The sequence below is a fragment of the Photobacterium aquimaris genome (assembly GCF_002954455.1).
Lineage (GTDB): Bacteria > Pseudomonadota > Gammaproteobacteria > Enterobacterales > Vibrionaceae > Photobacterium > Photobacterium aquimaris.
On record NZ_MSCC01000001.1, the window covers coordinates 477,693 to 497,567 of the forward strand.

Consider the following 19,875-nt stretch of genomic DNA (forward strand, 5'->3'; position numbering starts at 1 on the left):
TAGCTATTGCATTTTCGCAAGTTAAACGATTTATTTTTCATTGTTAAAAAAGTGTAATGCCGCATTCGATTGTTGTTGTTTATTGGTGATCCAACCTCATGAATTAACTTTTACTACTCACATCTTTATTATTCATTAGTGCTAACGTAATAATTATATTGATATTGGCTTGTGAAACAGATCAAAGATTGTAGATCTTGGTTACAGTGCTAAAATACTCCACAATAGATTTAGCACAGTAGTTTTTACTGTGTCATCCATCATTCATAAGGTAATCTCAATGACGGTTAAAACTCGCTTTGCACCAAGCCCAACTGGCTTTTTGCACGTTGGTGGTGCGCGTACAGCATTGTATTCATGGCTATTTGCTAAGCATATGGGTGGCGAATTCGTATTACGTATCGAAGACACTGACATCGAACGCTCAACGCAAGAAGCGATTGATGCGATCATGGAAGGCATGGAATGGTTGGAGCTAAACTGGGATGAAGGTCCTTACTACCAGACTAAGCGTTTTGATCGTTACAATGAAGTGGTTGATCAATTACTAGCAGAAGATAAAGCTTACAAGTGTTACTGTCCAAAAGAGCTACTTGACGAAATCCGTGAACAGCAAATGGCTGACGGTGTTAAGCCGCGTTATGATGCTAACCATCCAAAAATTATTGCAGCTAATGCAGCAGCAACAGCTGATTCACCATTTTGTATTCGCTTCCGTAATCCAAAAGAAGGCATAGTGATCTTTGATGATAAGATCCGTGGTCATATTGAGATTGCTAACAGTGAGTTGGATGATTTAATCATTCGTCGTACTGATGGTAGCCCAACTTACAACTTCTGTGTTGTGATTGATGATTGGGATATGGGGATCACACAAGTTGTTCGTGGTGAAGATCATATCAACAATACTCCACGCCAAATCAACATTTATAAAGCATTAGGTGCACCAGTACCTGAGTTTGCTCACTGTGCAATGATCTTGGGTGATGATGGCGCTAAGCTTTCTAAGCGTCATGGTGCTGTGGGTGTTATGCAATACCGCGATGACGGTTTCTTACCGCATGCATTGCTTAACTATCTAGTACGTCTAGGTTGGTCTCATGGCGATCAAGAAATCTTCTCATTACAAGAAATGATTGATTGCTTTACACTTGAGTCGGTAAGCAAATCAGCATCAGCATTTAATACTGATAAGTTGTTATGGCTAAACAACCATTACATCAAAACTGCTGAACCTGAATATGTTGCTAAATACCTGCAATGGCATTTAGATCAAAAGCAGATTTCAATAGAAAATGGTCCGGCAATCACTGAAGTGATCACACTTGTTGGTGAGCGTTGTAATACGTTGATTGAATTAGCTGAGCAATCACGCTATTTCTACCAAGATTTCAGTGAGTTTGAAGCTGGCGCGGCTAAAAAGCACTTACGTCCAGTAGCTAAAGATGCATTAGCACTTGCACTTGCAAAAGTTGAAGCACTTGATGAGTGGACAACTGAAAACTTACATGCTGTAACGACCCAAGTTTGTGAAGAGCTTGAGTTAGGTATGGGTAAGGTTGGTATGCCATTACGTGTTGCTGTTACAGGTCAAGGCCAGTCACCATCAGTTGATGCAGTAATGCAATTGATCGGTAAAGAGCGTGTTGTTGCTCGTATTAAAATGGCATTAGACTATATTGCTGCGCGTGAAGCTAACGCGTAACTTTTAGTTGATTTCAAATAAACACCAAACGGAAATATCATTGATGTTTCCGTTTTTTTATAGCTAACGTAAACCGTATCACATTTTTAGCACTACAATAGTGACATTATCTTAATATATCAATATTATAGTTAAACATTTTGGGGCTATAGCTCAGCTGGGAGAGCGCTTCGCTGGCAGCGAAGAGGTCATCGGTTCGATCCCGTTTAGCTCCACCAAATTTTAAACCTCGTCGGTTAACACTGACGAGGTTTTTTTGCATTTATTAGTAATTAAAAACGCGCATTGATGATCGGAAATACTGGTAAATTTTTACTTACGAAAGTGCCTGATTTGTCATAGTTAATTAAGCCAATTTGCACCCCTTTATTGATATGATCGGTAGCATTGACTAAACCAAACTGAAGTCCATTTAAAGAGCCAGCATAGTTAAAGCTACCAAATTGGGCACCTGTGAAATTATTGCCGGTGTAGTTAACTAAACCAAAGTCTGTACCGATAGCATTACCTTCGTTCCAGTTAGCCAAACCAAACTCTAAGCCTTTCATGTTTGATGTGGTGTGGTTTACACCAAAAGCTAAACCAAGGTTAAGACCAGTAAAGTTATCAATAGTTGATAAGCCCAACAGTGAGAAGTTCACCCCTGTAACTTGGTTTGTTTGACCATAAAGTAGGTTTAAACGTGCGCCAGAAACATTGCCTGCAGGTAAATTAACGCTCGGTAATGAAAGTTGAACAGGGGTTGCTGCTACTGCCATTGGAGATAAAATTGCCGTTGTTAAGGCGAGAGTTGTTAGGATTAATTTCATATAATATTCCAAGGATCTTTGTTGTTAATATTTTAAAAAAGCTTATATCAAATATAAGAATATACATATAAAAATCATAATTAAATAAATGAAAATAAGCTTTTAAAATTGACAGAATAATTACAATCTAATTGTCGTTGAGTTATTTTATATTATTAATATAAGTAAAAGTATTATTAAGTATTAAATGTATATTAACAGCTATAAGCAATTCTTATCATTAATACATTCATTTCTTTTATGTTAAGTTTGAATAAATAGATTTTAAGCTCGCTAAGTATTCATGGGGTGAATGCAATATCGGTTATGCATATATTAATTGTTGATTGTTGTTTTTTTTAAGACTTAAATGGTTTTTTTTATTTTAATATTCTTTTTGATTTTAATTTATTGTTAGTGGTTGCTCGCTTATATCTTATTGTTTTTTATTGTTTTTATTTTTTTATGTTACCAGTATGGGTTAATTCAAAAGTTTTAAATGGTGTTGGTTTATTATTTTCTTTATTGTAGACATGTCTAAAAACAATTGTATGGATGGAAATTAATTAACCATTAAACATTTATTGGTTAATGAATTTTATTCTTTAATGTAATTGTAAATTAAGTGCCATATATGTATTCGTAATTTCGATGGTTTTTATATGGACGCAAATAGATTTAACGCGGAAAAAAAGATGAGAGTAAGATAAAGCAAATGAGGGGCTGTAACCTTAGGGCGGTAGCGTATTTAATCATTCGTATATATCTTATTTATTTGTCGATATGACAGCTCATTACTCAAGTAAGTATTACCCTAAGGTGCAGCTGACTGTCGCTATTATTTACTCAAAAATTTTTTAAATTTCCTTTTAGTTAACCATATCGGATTGAAACCATTCATGACTGCCATTAGCAATAAAAAAGTAAGACCCTCTTCGACAGCGAATGAAGAAATCGACTTAGGTAAAATTTTTGGTGTGTTGCGAGATAGTAAAAAATCTATTCTTGCTATTACATTTGTCTTTACTTTATTAGGTCTGATTTATTCTGTTTTTGCTGCTCCTATTTATAGATCTGATGTATTGATTCAAGTTGATTCTAAAGCCGATGGCTCTTCTACGTTTGGAGAGGCGATGGCAACAGAGTTCACTACTGAGTCATCAGCAGTTACTGAAATGGAGTTAATTAAATCTCGTCGAGTAATCGGTAAAGCTGTCGACAAGTTGAACTTGACTACATCTGTTGTACCGGATTACCTGCCTATTATTGGTAAAGGACTTGCACGTTTAACACATAGCGAAAGTAGTGCAACAGTTGCGCATTTTACTATGCCAGAAAATGCAGAACATAATACTTATAAGTTGAAAATTACTAATGTTGATACTGGCGAGTTTGTCGTTACTGATGAAGATAATAGTAAGATCAAGCTGAAGGGCTTTGTGGGACAACCGATTAAAGAGCAAGGCTACAGTTTATTAGTAACAGCATTAGTAGGTGTTAATAATGATACCTTTACTGTGAAAAAGCTGTCTCGTTTTGATGTTATTGCTTTCTACCAAAAATCGTTAACAGTGGCAGAAGAAGGTAAAGATACTGGTATCATTGAGGTGTCATTAAAAGGTCAGAATCGACTAAAGACCCAAGACATTCTAAATAGTATCAGTGAAAGTTACTACAAAATGAATGCTGATCGTGCAGCAGCAAGCGCAGATAAGAGCTTAGAGTTTTTAAATGCACGTCTGCCTAAAATCAAAGCAGAATTAACCTCTGCTGAAGATAGGCTCAATAAGTATCGTGAAGCTAATCAATCAGTTAATATGGAATTGCAAGCAAAGTCATCGCTTGATGAGTTAGTTGCTTTAAATGGTCAAATTAATCAATTAAGCTTCCAAGAGGCTGATATTTCACGTAGCTATACTAAAGAGAATCCACTTTACAAAACATTAATTGCAAAACGTAATGATTTACTGGCTCAAAAAACACGCTTAACGCACAAAATTGATCAAATGCCAGAAATGCAACGTGAAATTATTCGTTTAACGCGTCATGTCGATGTTAGCCAACAAACATACATGCAAATTCTGAACAAGATTCAAGAGCTTGATATTGTTAAGGCGAGCAGTTCTGCCAGCGTACAAATCATTGATACCGCTTCTAGCAGTGTTAAGCCTGTTGCACCTAACCGTATTATGTTGGTTATTGCTCCTGCAATTCTTGGTTTAATTTTAGGTGCATTAATCGCTTTATTCCGCGTTATTCTAAATAATACCGTTGTTGATCCGCAGCAGTTAAAAGCAATTGGTTTACCGGTGTTTACTTCAGTACCAAAAACACCAAAAGCAAAGAAAGTATCAAATGCTATTTTGGCTGAAATTGAACCAAATGATATTTCTGTTGAATCACTACGTACGTTGCGTAACCGTTTATTATTAGCGATGGATAACGCTAATAATAATACAGTGCTAATAACTAGTGCGACAGCAGTAACCAAATCAGGTAAAACCTTCGTTGTTACAAACGTTGCAGCATTGATGGCTGAAGCGGGTAAGCGAGTGCTAATTATTGATGCTGATATGCGTAAAGGTAAAATTGCATCTGTACTTAATGGTCAGCAAGTAAATGGTTTAGCTGAGTTATTGAGCGGTAAAAGTGATATTAAAACAGTTGTAAAAGCATCAAAGGTTACTAATTTAGATTATATTTCTGGTGGTGAGAATGCACATTCACCTGCTGAATTATTGATGCAAAATCAATTTAAGACATTGTTAGCTTGGGCTGCCGAACATTACGATGCTGTCATTGTCAATGCACCACCAGTACTTGCTGTTGTTGATGCTTCGATTGTGGGTGCAGCTGTTGGCACAACGGTTATGGTCGGTTGTTATGGTACTGATGCACTGAAAGATATCGAACAAGCAAAACAAAAGTTTGAAGATAATGGTGTTGAGGTTAATGGTTTTGTTTTGAACAAGATCATTAAGAAAACAAGCAACGAAGCAATCTTTAAGAAGTATTGATACGTTAGCTAAAAGAATAATTATGGCAAGCTAATTGCCATAATTATCATTCTCCTTTTATATGATGAAATAAGTAATGAGAAAAATAATTAATTTAATTTGCAGTAAAAGTAAATTGGCTCATGATTTAAGATTTAAATTTAGCTTTATACGCAAAACTGGATATATACCATCATTTAAAAACCCTAAAACGTTTAATGAAAAAATAAATTACCGTAAGAATAATCATAAGAATGAATTATTTAGCATATGTGCAGATAAGATCAAATCAAAAGAGTATGTAGCAGAAAAATTATCTGAAGATTATATTATTGAAAATTATTATGTTGGTGACAATGTAACAGTTGAAAAGATAAAAGAAATTTTAGCTGATAAAGGTGATTTATTACTAAAGGCGAATCATAATTCTGGGCCTGTATATCTTATTGATGTAAATGCAACAGATGATGAGATTAAACGTAAAGTAGATGATGTAAATAATCAGCTTAAAAAAGATTACGGAAAACAGTTAAATGAACCTTGGTATAGTGAAATAAAGCCAAGAGTTTTAGTTGAAAAAAGGTTATTACCTCAAGCGGGTGAGACTGATATTCGTGATTATAAATTCCATACTTTTAAGCAAAATGACGGTAGCTTCAAAGTTGTTTTACAGGTTGATTTTGAAAGAAATGATAACTATACACGTTCATTTTTTGATGAAGAGTTAAATTGGTTACCATTCCATTCTGATATAGCTGCTTGTATTAAAACATCAATCGAAAAGCCAAAAAATTATGATGAAATGCTCGCCGCTGCGAAAGTGCTTGCTGAACCGTTTAGTTATGCTCGTGTTGATTTTTATAATGTAGATGGCGCTATTTATTTCGGTGAATTAACGTTTGCACATGGTAGCGGTCGTGGCGCTTTCTGTCATAAAGTTTATGACTTATGGCTCGGACGTCTATGGCAAGGTGATCCATCATACTAAGGCTTATAGTTAATAAATATAAAGTTAAAATAACGAAGTTGTTTTTTGTTATATTTTTAATTGTAAATATAAATAATATATAGCTATGTTAAGTTATTAATATGGTTATATATTATGCCAGTTAACTTTATACTGTGATTAAATAAATATGATGACAAATACTAAAATAAGCCAAGTTGTGTTTTGGTTATCTGTCGCAATTGTTTCCATTGGTTTTATGGAAAATATTGATGCGCTAAGATATGACCTAATGGTTCCTTTATTAGGAATTGGGTGGGTGCTGCACTTTTTGGATACTAATAACAAAATTGATAGTCAAAGTACGAAGTCATTTATTTGGATATCATTACTGGTAGCACTTATTGCTTTACCTTCAGTTTTTAAAATATACCCACATATGCATAACTTAGTTAAATACACTTACTATAGTTTTGTTGTTGGTATGATGGTGAAGATATTTTCTGCTTACAGTACCTTCGTTTTTCTTAAAGGAGACATTAATAAATTAGAAAAAATGGTCAAATACGTAATCATTTTTAATTTATCAATGTTTTTTCTGCAATTTATCGTCGTCTTCCCTACAGGTTATTACATTGATCCATTGAGAGCTATAACAGGTGAACCATCACGTTATGGTGGTGGAATGGTTATTCCTGTTATTGGTCAAGTTTATCGTTGTACTGGTTTTTATGAAGAGCCATCAACTTACGCTGGATTTATTGTTGTTCTTTTAGCATCTAAACTCTATCTAAATCCAAAAGTTGATAAGTTAGTTATCATTGCTGCAATCTCAATCATTATGTCATTCTCGGTGGCTGCGATTGCTTATGGTCTTATCATTATTGGTTACTTCTTATTAAGAAGTAAGGGTAGTTATTTAAAGTATATTTTATTTTTATTATCGCCATTATTGGTTGCTGCCGTTATAGGGATTGCTTTTGAGCGTTTAACTTCTCAAGGCGGTAATGCTCAAGATATACGCGATAATTTAAATGCAATGGTTTTTGCTCAGCAGCTGCCTATTTTGATTTTTGGTAATGGTGCACTTGGTATTATGCCTGCTGCTGCTGGAGTTATGAATAGCACAGGCGCTATTTATCGATTAGGTATTGCGTCGCTTAATGATAATGGTATGTGGTTATTCTTTATCATTAAATTTGGTTATGTTGGACTTGCTATTATTGGGTCTTATTTGTTTATTAAAACCAAATCGACGCTAAATCGAATTATTTTATTTGTTATATTTTTAACTAAATTAAGTTTTCTATACTTTGGTTTTATATTTTATTTCTTCTTGGTATTCAACAACAAACCAGTATTGGAATCTGATATTGAAGATGACGATGACGATGACGATGATGACACTAACGATGAAGGAAGTCATAAAAATGTCGATTAAACAAAGGAATCTATTCTTGTGAATATTCGAGAGTTCAAAGCGTTCTTGTGGAGCTTTGTTGATGGTGTTGGCTCTCAAGGTAGTCAATTAATCATTACTATTCTGTTAGCACGGTTACTTACGCCAGCTGATTTTGGTGTTATTGGTTTAATTTCAGTAGTTGTTTATTTATCTAATGTAATTGGCAATGGTGGTTTAAATAGTAGTTTAATTCGTAAGGCTGAAGCAACTGCGGATGATTTCACATCAGTATTTGTATTTAATATTACGCTTGGTATTTTACTTTATGCGATTATCTTTTTCTCTTCTGGATTCTTAGCGCACTTTTTAAATTTACCACAAGCTGAAGTTTATCTAAAAGTATATGCATTAAGTATTGTATTTACAGCTTTTGAGCAAATTCAGCGAGTAACATTAACATTAGATCTTAACTTTAGAACGCAGGCTAAAATTACATTATTCTCTGTGATTTTTAGTGGTATTGTTGCGTTATTATTAGCTCATAATGGTTTTGGTGTTTGGGCGCTAATTATTCAAACGGTGGTTTTATCATCAGTAAGATGTGTTATCTTTTGGTGTGTAATTCGGTGGAGACCAACAGGGCATTTTAGAATGTCACTGTTGCTAGAGCATTTAAACTTTGGTTATAAATTGCTGCTTGGTAACATTGTTGATGTCGCATATCGTTATATGTTTAATTTAGGTATTGGTAAGTTTTATTCTGTTACTGATTTAGGTTTTTATAACCAAGCAACTAAATTGACAGAAGTACCATCAATGACAATAACATCGGTTGTACGTCGAGTTAACTATCCTATTATTAGTAAGTTAAGAAATAATGATAAATGTTATTTTGGTAATTTAATTAATATTGCATCTTATATTGTAAGTGTTTATTTGCCTGTATCATTATGGTTATCATTTAATTCACACGATATTATTTTGAAGTTACTTGGTGAGCGTTGGGTTGGTGCAAGTTTATTCTTATCAATATTATCTATCGCTTTTTTTGTTGTGCCATTATCTAATTTATTTGGAAATATATTATCAGTTGAAGGACGTAGTGACTTATATCTAAAAATAAGATTATCAGTTAAATTGATACTTGGTATTATCTTTGTTTTAATCCACTCTTATGGTATTCATGTGGTTTTATACTTCATGATTTTTGCAACTGTATTTGAATGGTTTGTTAACATCTTAATTTCGCATAAATACTTTAAATTTCCAGTTTTAAAATATTTTAAGCGATTAGTTTTAATTATGGTTCCAATCGTAATTTCAAGCTTGTTAGTTAATTATTATATTAATATCGATTCAATCATTGTCGATCTGGGTGTGAAGCTAATATTAAGTATGATAGTCCCTGCTGGTATATTGTTATTGTTATCAAAAGAAAAAGTGTAATACTGCGTTGTTAATTGTTTTTGTTATTTGATCTGGTTTTATTATGACACAAAAAAGTATAGATTTATTTATTGATGCAATAAGGAAAGGTGGTGCTGAACGTGTTTGCGTTAATTATGCAAATTATTTAGCTGACAATAATTATAAAGTACGTATTGTTCTTTTTAGAGAATATGAAGATTCTTATATTAACCTTTTAGATAATCGAATTGAATTGGTTTATTTGCATTGCCATAATGCATCTTCAATGCTTAAAAAAATAAAAGCAACAAATTTTAAGTTTGCTAGTACTGTAATTACATTTAATCATCAAATATCTATTGCATTATGGTTTTATCGTCGATTCATCGATAAAAGTAAATTTAAGTTAATTGCTCGTAATGTGAATTACCTTAGTCGAGATTTACATATCCGTAAAAATTCGATCAAGAAATTCGTTACAATCCTATTAACAAAATTAGTTTATAGAAATATCGATTATTATATTGCTCAATGTAATGATATGAAAGATGACATGGTAAGTTATCTTTCTATTCCAGAGAATAAGATAACGGTTATATATAACCCTGTATCGACAAGTATTTTTAAACAACCTGATGTTGAAAAAGATATTGATCTATTATTTGTCGGTCGTATAAAAAAGCAAAAAGGCCTTGATTACCTTGCGAATGTGATTGATCTTGTTTCTCAGCAGCGAAAAATTAACGTATCTATTATTGGTACAGGTGATCTTGAAACAGAGCTTCAGCATAATTTAGATGATATTAAACAACGTAATAATATCGAAGTTGAACGTATATTAGCAACTGATGATGTTAATAATTATTACAATCGCTCTCGTATTACGATTTTAACCTCTTTATATGAGGGATTCCCTAATGTTCTTGCTGAATCTTTAACTGCAGGTACGCCTGTGGTTTCTTTTGATTGCCCAAGTGGCCCTGCTGAAATCATTGAGAATGGCATTAATGGTTATTTAGTTCCGTGCTTTGATTGCAATGAATTTGCGCAAAAAGTTATCTCACTTCTAGATGATAATCAACTGTCTGATATTAGATACTTTAATAGTGATAAGAGCTTTAATTTGCTCGAACAAGTTATAAAAGACTAACTCCATATTCAAATTAAGACATTATATAAATATAATCTTAAACTAAATGAGAATAACATGAAGAAAGTTGTAATATTTGAGTTTTTTACAGGTAATATCGCAGGTGCACAAAAAGTAACATTAAATATCATTCCGATGTTAAAGAAGAAATATGATGTCGTCATCTTTCAACGTCTAAATAATACTTTGTACAGTGATACTGTAAAAGAATTTGGTGATACTAAAAAAATTCCATGTGAATCATTATTTACTAAAGTTTTTGGTACTGGTCGATTTGAGGGAACTAAAAAAACACTAATGGATAAACTTTATTTTATCCTTAATGTTTTATTCTTTAATGTGTTTTCTCTTTTTCATGTAATTAAAGAAAAACCTGATTACACATATACCTATGATCCTCGTGGTTTTGTATTATCTTGTTTGTTGCTTAAGTTGACTAAAACTAAAGTTATTTGGCATCTGCATAGTAAGTTAAGTTGTTCAGATAAAATATCTAAAATAATGATGTCTTTTGTTGATGAAATTATTGTCCCATCTCAAAATATTAAAGACTCGTTGCCTCAAGATGATAAGGTAAAAGTTATTTATAATGGTTTTGACCTTAAGCGTGAAATAGCGAAAAATCCAGTTGATGATGAATTGAATTTATCATTCGTTGGTAGCTTGGTTGCTCATAAAGGGCTTCATAATATATTACTGGCTTTAAAAGATATTAACCATTCAAATGTTAAACTTCATGTTTATGGTTCATATGCTCATTCTAATCCATTACTAAATTATGAAGACTATATAAGTAGTATTATTTCTGAAAATGCACTACAAGATAAAGTTATATTTCATGGTTGGTGTTCAAATGTTATACCTGAAATAATGAAGTCAGATTTGTTAATTTTCCCATCAGTGATAAATCAAACGTTATCATTTAAAGGGGAAACAATGAATGTTAATTCTAGTGAAGCATTACCAACTATTGTGATTGAAGCACTTAGTGTTGAAACTCCTGTTGTTGCGGTTAATACACCTGGAATTTCTGAAATTGTAGTTGAAAAATCAGACGGTATAATTATTGATGAATCAGAGCCAGTATTAATCGCTAACGCTGTTAATGAGATCATTTCTAATCAAGAATGTTATCATCCTGATAGCAAATTAATTATTAATAAATTTAGTTTAGAAGAAATGCAACAACATATATATAACACGTTTAAGTAATAGTACTTACCGCGCTAAATATAATATTGGCTAGCTATTGAATTAATTAAAATAATCACTGTGATTTAATATAAGCAGTAATAATTCAATAAGTTGTATAGATGTGTAATTTTAATTTATTGTATTTGATCGGTATTAAAGAGGGAGCTTCAATATCGATTATTTTTAATCATATATGACTTTATTATTTGCGATTTTTGTATTTAATAAAGAAAGGGTTTTTAATGAAAAATAGCTTTTTACGACGTCGCATTTTTGAACTTCGTGTAGGAGTACAAGATTTAATCTGGGGACTAAAAAACCCTGAATCTTTTAAGCGGAAAAATACGCTTAGTCCAATAATGGGTCGATTTTCATCTTATAAATTCGAGTTGCTTTCTGGTGTTAAATCGGATGACTATCTTTCTGATGCTTTTTATTTTAATAAAGTTGAAGCAAAAATAAACAACTTTGAATTGAGTGATTATTTCAATCATAAAGGTTACCTACCTTCTATTTTGCAATCAAATGCGATTCCATTATTGATTAATTATATCGCCGGTATTGTTTACGATGCTGATGATAACATTATTGATGCAAGCACTGTTGCTGAAAAATTACGTAATGATCCTGTTAATGACGAGTTTGTTATTAAGAGAAGCGTTGGTACTGGTGGTGGTGAAAGTGTTGAGGTTGGTAATGCGGAGAAAATTATTCCGTTCTTTAACCTCTATCGTAAAAAGAAATATGATTTTGTTATTCAGCCGTTGATTAAACAACACGATAAATTAGCTGAGTTTAATCCATCATCACTTAATACCGTGCGCATTATGACACTGGCTTATGACGGTGAAGTTCACCATGTTTCAAGTATGGTGAAAATGGGAAGTCCAGGAGGCAGAATCGATAACGTTAGTGCTGGTGGTTTATGTATTGGTATTAAGGATGATGGTTCATTAACAACATTTGGTTTTGACTGTTATTTGAATAAAACTACTCAGCACCCACAAACTCAGCTTGAGTTTCCTGGCAATTATGAAGTGCCTTACTTTAACGAAATGGTTGATGTTGTAAAAGAGAAGCATCAACTGTTCAAGAGTCATGGCATTATTTCATGGGACGTGAGTGTTGATAATTATGGTTACGTCACTATTGTTGAATGTAATACAGCATGGAGTGGTTTAGAGTCACATCAAGCATTTCATGGTCCAGTATTTAAACAACACATGCCATATATAAAGAATATTAATTTATAATATTAAATACAATTATTGAATAACCAATAAATTATGTTTTTTGATAAATATTTAGGCTTAATATTATTTATTTATCCTGAATTTGTTGGGTGGTTGAAATTATTAGTTAATTTATTGGAAACTAAATGCTTATAATGGTTAATACTTAATATCGAGTTGTTATTGTATTTATAGCTAATTAATGACATCAAATAATTAAATGTAAATTATGCTGATAGTTTTACTTCTTGTTATTTGTATTTTATATGTTTTGTTGGTGTCATTATTTTCATAGATTAATTCAATAGTGACTTTACGATATTATTTAAAAATGACCTGTGTATAATGCAAAGCTTTTCATTACACTAATAACATTCTTATATAAGGCTTACAAATGAAAAATAGCTTTGCTCGTCGTTTTGCTTATGAGATTTTGGCAAATGCTAGATATATTAAATATGGTATTAAAAATCCTAAATCTCTAAAATGTAAAAATATGCTAAGCCCAATGTTAGGGCGTTTTTGGAGTCACCGCTATCAAAGTGCTTGCGGTATTGAATCAGATCATTATTTATCTGAACCTTATTTTTACAATAATTTAGAAGCAAAAGTTAACGATTTTGGTCTGAATAAATTTTTTGATCATAAAGGTTATATTTCAAATATCCTTAATAGTAATACAGTGTTAACAATTGCAAATTGTATTGCTGGTACTATTTATGATAGTAACAATGACGTTATTGAGTTTAATGATTTAGTATCATATCTTGAACAATCACTACCTGGCACTGAGTTTGTTATCAAACGTAGTATTGGTACAGGTGGCGGTAATGGTGTTGAAATTGGTGTTGCAAATCATATAGTTCCATTTTTAACTACTTATTTTAATGCTAAATATGACTTTGTTATTCAACCTGTTATAACGCAGCATGATGATCTGGCTATCTTTAACCCATCATCAATTAATACTGTAAGAGTGATGAGTTTTGCTTACCAAGGCAATGTTTATCCTGTATCAACAGTATTAAGAATGGGTAATGGTGGCCGTATTGATAACTCTGCAGCTGGTGGTATATCTATTGGTGTTGATAGCTCTGGTAAATTACGAGATTTCGCAATTGATCATGATTTCAAAAAATATTATCAGCATCCAGGAACATCTATTAAATTTTCAGATGGTTATTTGATTCCTTATTATAATGAGTTATTGGAACTTGTTAAAGATAAGCACAAATGTTTAAAAAGCCACGGTATAGTTTCATGGGACTTAACAGTAGATAATGACGGCAATATGTCCATTATTGAATATAATGCAGGTTGGGGTGAAATTAATTTCCATCAAGCAAATAATGGTCCCATATTTAAAAATCATATTAAATATATAAAAAGTATTAATAAGTGAGGGTGTAAAGTGGAAAGTCTAGAATTTAGATTGTTCTCAAAGATCATCTCTAAAATACCAATTAAGACTCGATTGCAGATTTTGTTTTTCCGAAAATTTAAGCGATTTATCAATTTTGATAATCCTCGGACATATAATGAAAAAATTCAGTGTAAAAAGATAGCAGATCGCAATGAACTATTAACGATTGGTGCTGATAAAATAAAAGCGAAAGATTTCGTTAAAGATATTGTTCCTGAATTATATCTACCAAAAATGTTATGGGTAGGTGATTCGCCTGAGTCGCTTGATAAATTAGATTTAACAACGTTACCAAAAGATTACGTATATAAAGCAAACCATACGAGTCAGACGATCGAAATTATTCGTCATGGTAATCATCTTAGTAAAGATAAGATGAAATCGTTAGCAAAGGATTGGCTTAAAAAAGATCAATCTGGTGCGCTTGGCGAATGGGCATATGAAAATATTCCACCAAGAGTATTTATTGAAGAATATCTTGAATTTAATGGTCATGAACCTGATGACTATAAACTGTATGTATTTAATGGCAAAGTTGGCTTCATTCAGTTAGATTCTGGTCGTTTTACAAGTATGACCCGTAATCTATATGACGCTAATTGGGAAGAACTAGGGTTTGAGTATCATCATCCTCGTCGTCATCCTGCGCCACCTAAACCGGAATTTATAGATGAGATGATCTGTATTGCGGAAAAAATTGGTCAACATTACGATTTTGTTCGGGTCGATTTATATTTCTATGAAGGAAAGGTAACGTTCAGTGAGCTAACGATGTATTCAGCATCTGGATTTTTAACGATGCCTGATGATTGGGATGTAAAAATCGGCGATCTGTGGACACAAAATTATAAGGTGAAATAATGAAATATTTAGTGACTGGTGCTGCTGGTTTTATTGGCGCAAAAGTAAGTGAAGAATTATTGAAAAAAGGCCATGATGTTGTTGGTATTGATATCATCAATGATTATTATGACGTTGCGTTAAAAGAATCACGTCTAGCACCTCTGCTAAAAGACAGCAAATTCGTCTTCAAGAAAATTGATATTGCGCATTCTCAAGATGTACTAGATTTATTTGCCGCCGAAAAATTTGATCGTGTTGTTCACCTTGCAGCTCAAGCAGGTGTACGTTATTCGATTGAAAACCCAATGGCATATGCTGATAGTAACCTTGTGGGTCACCTTAATATTTTAGAAGGTTGTCGTCATAATAATGTTGCTCACCTTGTTTATGCGTCATCAAGCTCTGTATATGGCCTGAATGCAAAAACACCATTTTCAACCTCAGACACCGTTGATCACCCAGTATCACTTTACGCGGCAACTAAAAAATCTAATGAGTTAATGGCTCACTCATACTCACATTTGTACAATATGCCAACCACTGGATTACGTTTCTTTACCGTTTATGGTCCTTGTGGTCGTCCAGATATGGCACCTTTTATTTTCACTAAGAAAATTCTAGATGGCGAAACGATTGATATTAACAACAATGGCGATATGTGGCGTGATTTCACTTACATCGATGACATTGTTGAAGGTGTTATTCGTATTGCTGATGTGATCCCTGCGCGTAATGATGATTGGACTGTTGAAGAAGGTACACCAGCATCAAGTTCAGCACCATACAGTGTTTATAATATCGGTCACGGTAGCCCAATTAATTTGATGGACTTTATTAAAGCTATTGAAGCTGAATTAGGCATTGAAGCAACTAAGAACTTCCGTGGCATGCAACCTGGTGATGTTTACCAAACGTATGCAGATACGCAAGATTTATTCAAAGCTACCGGCTATACCCCTAAAGTCGGAGTGAAAGAAGGCGTTGCGAACCTCGTTCGTTGGTATAAAGAATTTTATAATAAGTGACCCCATGGCAAAGATAGCTATATCAGCCAATACAAGTTGGTATTTATATAACTTTAGAAAGAACACTATATTATCGTTAATTGAAGCTGGCCATGTAGTAACGGCGATTGCACCTCGAGATGATTATTCAACAAAACTTGAACAATTAGGGGCGCGATTTATTCACATTGATATTGATCAAGGTGGTACTAATCCGATTAATGATGCAAAAACTTTTTTTGCTTTTAATACTATTTTTAAAACCGAAAAGTTTGATGTTGTTTTGAACTTTACGCCTAAAAATAATATTTATGGCACAGTTGCAGCATCAAAAAATGGCACCAAAGTCATTAATAATATCGCTGGTTTAGGTATTATTTTCATTGATGAGAATATGACGGCCAAAATAGCACGCCGATTATATAAATTTAGTCAAAGTCGTGCTGATAAAATCTTCTTTCAGAACGAAGATGATCGCGGGTTATTTATCGATAATAAACTGGCGGATATTTCAAAGACGGATCGCTTACCAGGCTCTGGTGCTGATCTCTCGCGTTTTGCAATATCACCAGCCGCAGATGATGGTGTAGTGAGCTTTTTATTAGTAGCGCGTATGCTTTATGACAAAGGTATTGGTCATTATGTTGAAGCTGCTCGTGAATTGAAACAACGTTACGGTGACAAAGTACAATTTAATCTACTTGGCTTTCTAGATGTGAATAATCCTTCTGCTGTATCACGCGCAGAGATGCAAGTATGGGTTGATGAAGGTATTGTTAATTATCTCGGTTTTTCAGACACTGTTGAGGAAGAAATCGCTAAAGTTGATTGTATGGTATTGCCATCTTTCTATCGTGAAGGAGTCCCTAAATCATTACTTGAAGCCGGTGCAATGGGTAAACCAATAGTAACAACGGATAATGTCGGTTGTCGCGAAACGGTTGACCATGGTGTTAATGGCTATCTTTGCCAGACTCGATCAACTGCAAGCTTGGTAGAAATGCTTACTAAAATAATTGAGCATACTCATCAAGAACGTCTTGATATGGGGTTAGCAAGTCGCCAGAAAATCGAAAATGAATTCGATGAAAAAATCATAATTAATAAATATCTAACGGCTATTGAAAGCATTATCTAAGAGAGATTTTATGAAAATTACTATTGCAGGTACAGGCTACGTAGGTCTGTCAAATGCCATGCTATTGGCACAAAATAACGATGTTATTGCTGTCGACATTATCGAAGAAAAGGTAAACCTTCTTAATAATAAAAAATCACCGATTGTTGACCGTGAAATTGAATATTTCTTACAAAATAAAGATCTAAGTTTTGTTGCAACGCTTGATAAGCAAATGGCTTATCAAGATGCCGAATACGTTATCATCGCAACTCCAACTGATTATGATAGTGTTAATAACTACTTTAATACTTCTTCTGTAGAAGCAGTTATTCAAGATGTGTTAGCGATTAACCCTAATGCAGTAATGGTTATAAAATCAACTGTACCAGTAGGTTATACCAAAGAAGTTAAAGAAAAATTTGGCTGTGACAATATTATTTTCTCACCAGAATTCTTACGTGAAGGTCGTGCGTTATACGATAACCTTTATCCTTCACGTATTATCGTTGGTGAACAAAGTGAGCGCGCAACAGTTTTTGCTAGCCTATTACAGCAAGGCGCTATTAAAGAAGATATTGAAGTATTGTTCACTGACTCAACAGAAGCTGAAGCGGTTAAATTATTCTCAAATACATACTTAGCGATGCGTGTTGCTTACTTCAACGAGTTAGATACTTACGCTGAAACTAACAACTTGAATGCACGTCAAATTATTGAAGGTGTAGGTTTAGACCCACGTATTGGTAATCACTACAATAACCCATCATTTGGTTACGGTGGTTACTGCTTACCAAAAGATACTAAGCAATTACGTGCTAACTATAAAAATGTACCAAATAGCATTATTGGTGCGATTGTAGATGCTAACACAACACGTAAAGACTTTATTGCTGACTCTATTATTAGTCGCAATCCAAAGCGTGTAGGTATATACCGTCTTATTATGAAGTCTGGCTCAGATAATTTCCGTGCTTCTAGTATTCAAGGTATTATGAAACGCATTAAGGCTAAAGGTATTGAGGTTGTTATTTACGAACCAGTACTTGATGACGCTGAATTCTTCCGCTCTAAAGTGGTTAAAGATTTGAATCAATTTAAACAAGACTGTGATGTTATTGTTTCTAATCGTATGGCTGAAGAATTAAGCGATGTAGCTGATAAAGTTTATACTCGTGATATATTCCAAGCAGATTAATAATAAAGGTCAATGATTTTTATTATTAATTCATACGATTAATGAGCGCAAATAATGAAATAATAGAGGGTTATTGGTTCGCTAATATCCTCTATTGTTTCTTTTTATATGCAAATTTCTCCAATTTAAAAAGTGTTCGTTATGTTTACTGGATATTGTTTCGTCTTTATCTCATCATTAATATTTCTTTTTGTGATGAGAGTTGTAGCAAAAGTTGTTGGTTTAGTTGATAAACCAAATGCTCGAAAACACCATAAAGGAGCGATTCCTTTAGTGGGCGGTATTTCTATTTTTGCCGCTATTTCAGTTACTTTTTTGTCATTTCTTCCTCATACCAGTGATGTATATTTATATTTAGGCTGCGCTCTAGTATTGATTATTCTTGGTGCATTTGATGATCGTTTAGATATAAGTTTTAAAATACGTTTAATCGTTCAAGCTGCTATTTCTATCGCTATGATCGTTATTGGTGGTCATAGCCTACATAACCTTGGTTATTTAATGGGCAGTGATACTATTCAGCTGTCTGTATTTACAAGTTATATTATTACTGTTTTCGGTGTTATTGGTGCAATCAATGCATTTAACATGGTGGATGGTATTGATGGTTTATTAGGTGGATTAGCAGCAGTAACTATCGGTTCGATGGGCGTTGTATTCTACCTATCTGGAAATACTTATTTAGGTACTTTTTGTGGTTTGATTGTTACGGCAATTATTCCTTACATTATGCTTAACTTAGGTATTCCGTTTGGCTCTAAAGCAAAAGTCTTTATGGGTGATGCCGGTAGTATGTTTATCGGTTTTACTGTTGTATGGTTATTAATCAAAGCAACACAAGATCCTGCTTCGTATGCATTTAAACCAGTAACGGCATTATGGTTAATTGCGATTCCATTGATGGATATGGCGACTATTATGATTCGTCGTATTCGTAAGGGGCAATCACCATTTAAGCCAGACCGTGAGCATTTACACCATATATTCCAACGTCTTGGTTTATCATCTCGTCAGACATTACTGACTATTTGTTCGATGGCATTGAGTTGTTCTATTATTGGTCTGTGGAGTGATTATGTAGGTGTTGCAGAGTCAACCATGTTCGTTGCTTTCTTAGTGATGTTCGTCTGTTACTTTGCTGCGATTAGTCATATTTTCCGTATTGTTGCTTTTGTACGTAACATTCTCGGCCTAAAGACGCATAAATCGACATCTAAATAACAATATACTGTTGTAAATACAATAAAGGCCGAGTGATCATTGATTACTCGGCCTTTTTTTATGGCTCATAATATGTAGCTACTGCACTAGTAACTACATATGCTGTTTCTGATACAAAAACGCCTCAGCGAAATAAATCGCTAAGGCGTTGATAAATATGGCGCTCCCTGCTGGAGTCGAACCAGCGGCCTTCCCCTTAGGAGGGGGACGCTCTATCCATCTGAGCTAAGGAAGCATGTGCATAGTATA

At 33.5% G+C, this 19,875-nt stretch carries 15 protein-coding genes and 2 tRNA genes; 15 read left to right on the forward strand and 2 right to left on the reverse strand.

Annotation, left to right across the window (positions count from 1 at the left end; genetic code table 11):
• Positions 1-280: 280 nt before the first annotated feature.
• Together gltX and BTN98_RS02000 are read left to right on the forward strand one after the other, a co-directional pair.
• Positions 281-1,705 (forward strand): glutamate--tRNA ligase, encoded by a 1,425-nt coding sequence (gene gltX, locus BTN98_RS01995; protein WP_060997124.1) that lies wholly within the window; start codon positions 281-283, stop codon positions 1,703-1,705.
• A 142-nt stretch (positions 1,706-1,847) separates the two neighbouring features.
• Positions 1,848-1,923 (forward strand) — tRNA-Ala (locus BTN98_RS02000).
• Positions 1,924-1,977: 54 nt separating this feature from the next.
• Here BTN98_RS02000 and BTN98_RS02005 read toward each other — a convergent pair.
• Positions 1,978-2,514, reverse strand: a complete 537-nt coding sequence (locus tag BTN98_RS02005) for an LA_2272 family surface repeat-containing protein (protein WP_060997123.1) — start codon at positions 2,512-2,514, stop codon at positions 1,978-1,980.
• A gap of 878 nt (positions 2,515-3,392) precedes the next feature.
• Between BTN98_RS02005 and BTN98_RS02010 the strand changes: the two genes are divergently transcribed.
• The 13 genes from BTN98_RS02010 to wecA all read left to right on the forward strand — a co-directional run bounded on the left by BTN98_RS02010 (position 3,393) and on the right by wecA (position 19,626).
• A complete protein-coding gene (locus BTN98_RS02010; RefSeq protein ID WP_060997122.1) occupies positions 3,393-5,510 on the forward strand; it encodes a polysaccharide biosynthesis tyrosine autokinase in 2,118 nt (705 codons plus the stop codon).
• A 76-nt stretch (positions 5,511-5,586) separates the two neighbouring features.
• Positions 5,587-6,477 (forward strand): ATP-grasp fold amidoligase family protein, encoded by an 891-nt coding sequence (locus BTN98_RS02015; RefSeq protein ID WP_060997121.1) that lies wholly within the window; start codon positions 5,587-5,589, stop codon positions 6,475-6,477.
• Between the two features lie 217 nt (positions 6,478-6,694).
• Positions 6,695-7,876, forward strand: a complete 1,182-nt coding sequence (locus tag BTN98_RS02020; protein ID WP_146107000.1) for a hypothetical protein — start codon at positions 6,695-6,697, stop codon at positions 7,874-7,876.
• An 18-nt stretch (positions 7,877-7,894) separates the two neighbouring features.
• Complete coding sequence (locus tag BTN98_RS02025; RefSeq protein ID WP_060997119.1) at positions 7,895-9,283, forward strand: lipopolysaccharide biosynthesis protein; 1,389 nt, start codon at positions 7,895-7,897, stop codon at positions 9,281-9,283.
• Between the two features lie 43 nt (positions 9,284-9,326).
• Positions 9,327-10,394, forward strand: a complete 1,068-nt coding sequence (locus tag BTN98_RS02030; protein WP_060997118.1) for a glycosyltransferase — start codon at positions 9,327-9,329, stop codon at positions 10,392-10,394.
• Between the two features lie 57 nt (positions 10,395-10,451).
• Positions 10,452-11,606: a glycosyltransferase family 4 protein gene (locus tag BTN98_RS02035; protein ID WP_060997117.1), complete on the forward strand. Its 1,155-nt coding sequence runs from the start codon at positions 10,452-10,454 to the stop codon at positions 11,604-11,606.
• A gap of 224 nt (positions 11,607-11,830) precedes the next feature.
• A complete protein-coding gene (locus BTN98_RS02040) occupies positions 11,831-12,841 on the forward strand; it encodes a sugar-transfer associated ATP-grasp domain-containing protein (RefSeq protein WP_060997116.1) in 1,011 nt (336 codons plus the stop codon).
• 373 nt (positions 12,842-13,214) lie between these two features.
• Positions 13,215-14,222: a sugar-transfer associated ATP-grasp domain-containing protein gene (locus tag BTN98_RS02045; RefSeq protein ID WP_060997115.1), complete on the forward strand. Its 1,008-nt coding sequence runs from the start codon at positions 13,215-13,217 to the stop codon at positions 14,220-14,222.
• Between the two features lie 9 nt (positions 14,223-14,231).
• Positions 14,232-15,104: an ATP-grasp fold amidoligase family protein gene (locus tag BTN98_RS02050; protein ID WP_060997114.1), complete on the forward strand. Its 873-nt coding sequence runs from the start codon at positions 14,232-14,234 to the stop codon at positions 15,102-15,104.
• On the forward strand, positions 15,104-16,111 hold the full coding sequence (locus BTN98_RS02055; protein ID WP_060997113.1) for an NAD-dependent epimerase: 1,008 nt from the start codon (positions 15,104-15,106) through the stop codon (positions 16,109-16,111). Before BTN98_RS02050 ends, BTN98_RS02055 begins: the two co-directional genes overlap by 1 nt.
• Before the next feature lie 4 nt (positions 16,112-16,115).
• Positions 16,116-17,228 carry a glycosyltransferase family 4 protein gene (locus BTN98_RS02060; protein WP_060997112.1) on the forward strand — a complete coding sequence of 371 codons (1,113 nt, stop codon included), beginning with the start codon at positions 16,116-16,118 and terminating at the stop codon, positions 17,226-17,228.
• A 10-nt stretch (positions 17,229-17,238) separates the two neighbouring features.
• Positions 17,239-18,405, forward strand: coding sequence for a nucleotide sugar dehydrogenase (locus BTN98_RS02065; RefSeq protein ID WP_060997111.1), 1,167 nt, complete (start codon positions 17,239-17,241; stop codon positions 18,403-18,405).
• A 141-nt stretch (positions 18,406-18,546) separates the two neighbouring features.
• Positions 18,547-19,626, forward strand: coding sequence for a UDP-N-acetylglucosamine--undecaprenyl-phosphate N-acetylglucosaminephosphotransferase (wecA, locus tag BTN98_RS02070; protein WP_060997110.1), 1,080 nt, complete (start codon positions 18,547-18,549; stop codon positions 19,624-19,626).
• A gap of 158 nt (positions 19,627-19,784) precedes the next feature.
• Here wecA and BTN98_RS02075 read toward each other — a convergent pair.
• Positions 19,785-19,861 (reverse strand) — tRNA-Arg (locus BTN98_RS02075).
• Positions 19,862-19,875: the final 14 nt, after the last annotated feature.

Coding starts and splice junctions, on each gene's coding strand:
- gltX (WP_060997124.1), top strand. CDS start 281: ATGACGGTTAAAACTCGCTTTGCACCAAGCCCAACTGGCTTTTTGCAC.
- BTN98_RS02005 (WP_060997123.1), bottom strand. CDS start 2,514: ATGAAATTAATCCTAACAACTCTCGCCTTAACAACGGCAATTTTATCT.
- BTN98_RS02010 (WP_060997122.1), top strand. CDS start 3,393: ATGACTGCCATTAGCAATAAAAAAGTAAGACCCTCTTCGACAGCGAAT.
- BTN98_RS02015 (WP_060997121.1), top strand. CDS start 5,587: ATGAGAAAAATAATTAATTTAATTTGCAGTAAAAGTAAATTGGCTCAT.
- BTN98_RS02020 (WP_146107000.1), top strand. CDS start 6,695: ATGGAAAATATTGATGCGCTAAGATATGACCTAATGGTTCCTTTATTA.
- BTN98_RS02030 (WP_060997118.1), top strand. CDS start 9,327: ATGACACAAAAAAGTATAGATTTATTTATTGATGCAATAAGGAAAGGT.
- BTN98_RS02035 (WP_060997117.1), top strand. CDS start 10,452: ATGAAGAAAGTTGTAATATTTGAGTTTTTTACAGGTAATATCGCAGGT.
- BTN98_RS02040 (WP_060997116.1), top strand. CDS start 11,831: ATGAAAAATAGCTTTTTACGACGTCGCATTTTTGAACTTCGTGTAGGA.
- BTN98_RS02045 (WP_060997115.1), top strand. CDS start 13,215: ATGAAAAATAGCTTTGCTCGTCGTTTTGCTTATGAGATTTTGGCAAAT.
- BTN98_RS02055 (WP_060997113.1), top strand. CDS start 15,104: ATGAAATATTTAGTGACTGGTGCTGCTGGTTTTATTGGCGCAAAAGTA.
- BTN98_RS02060 (WP_060997112.1), top strand. CDS start 16,116: ATGGCAAAGATAGCTATATCAGCCAATACAAGTTGGTATTTATATAAC.
- BTN98_RS02065 (WP_060997111.1), top strand. CDS start 17,239: ATGAAAATTACTATTGCAGGTACAGGCTACGTAGGTCTGTCAAATGCC.
- wecA (WP_060997110.1), top strand. CDS start 18,547: ATGTTTACTGGATATTGTTTCGTCTTTATCTCATCATTAATATTTCTT.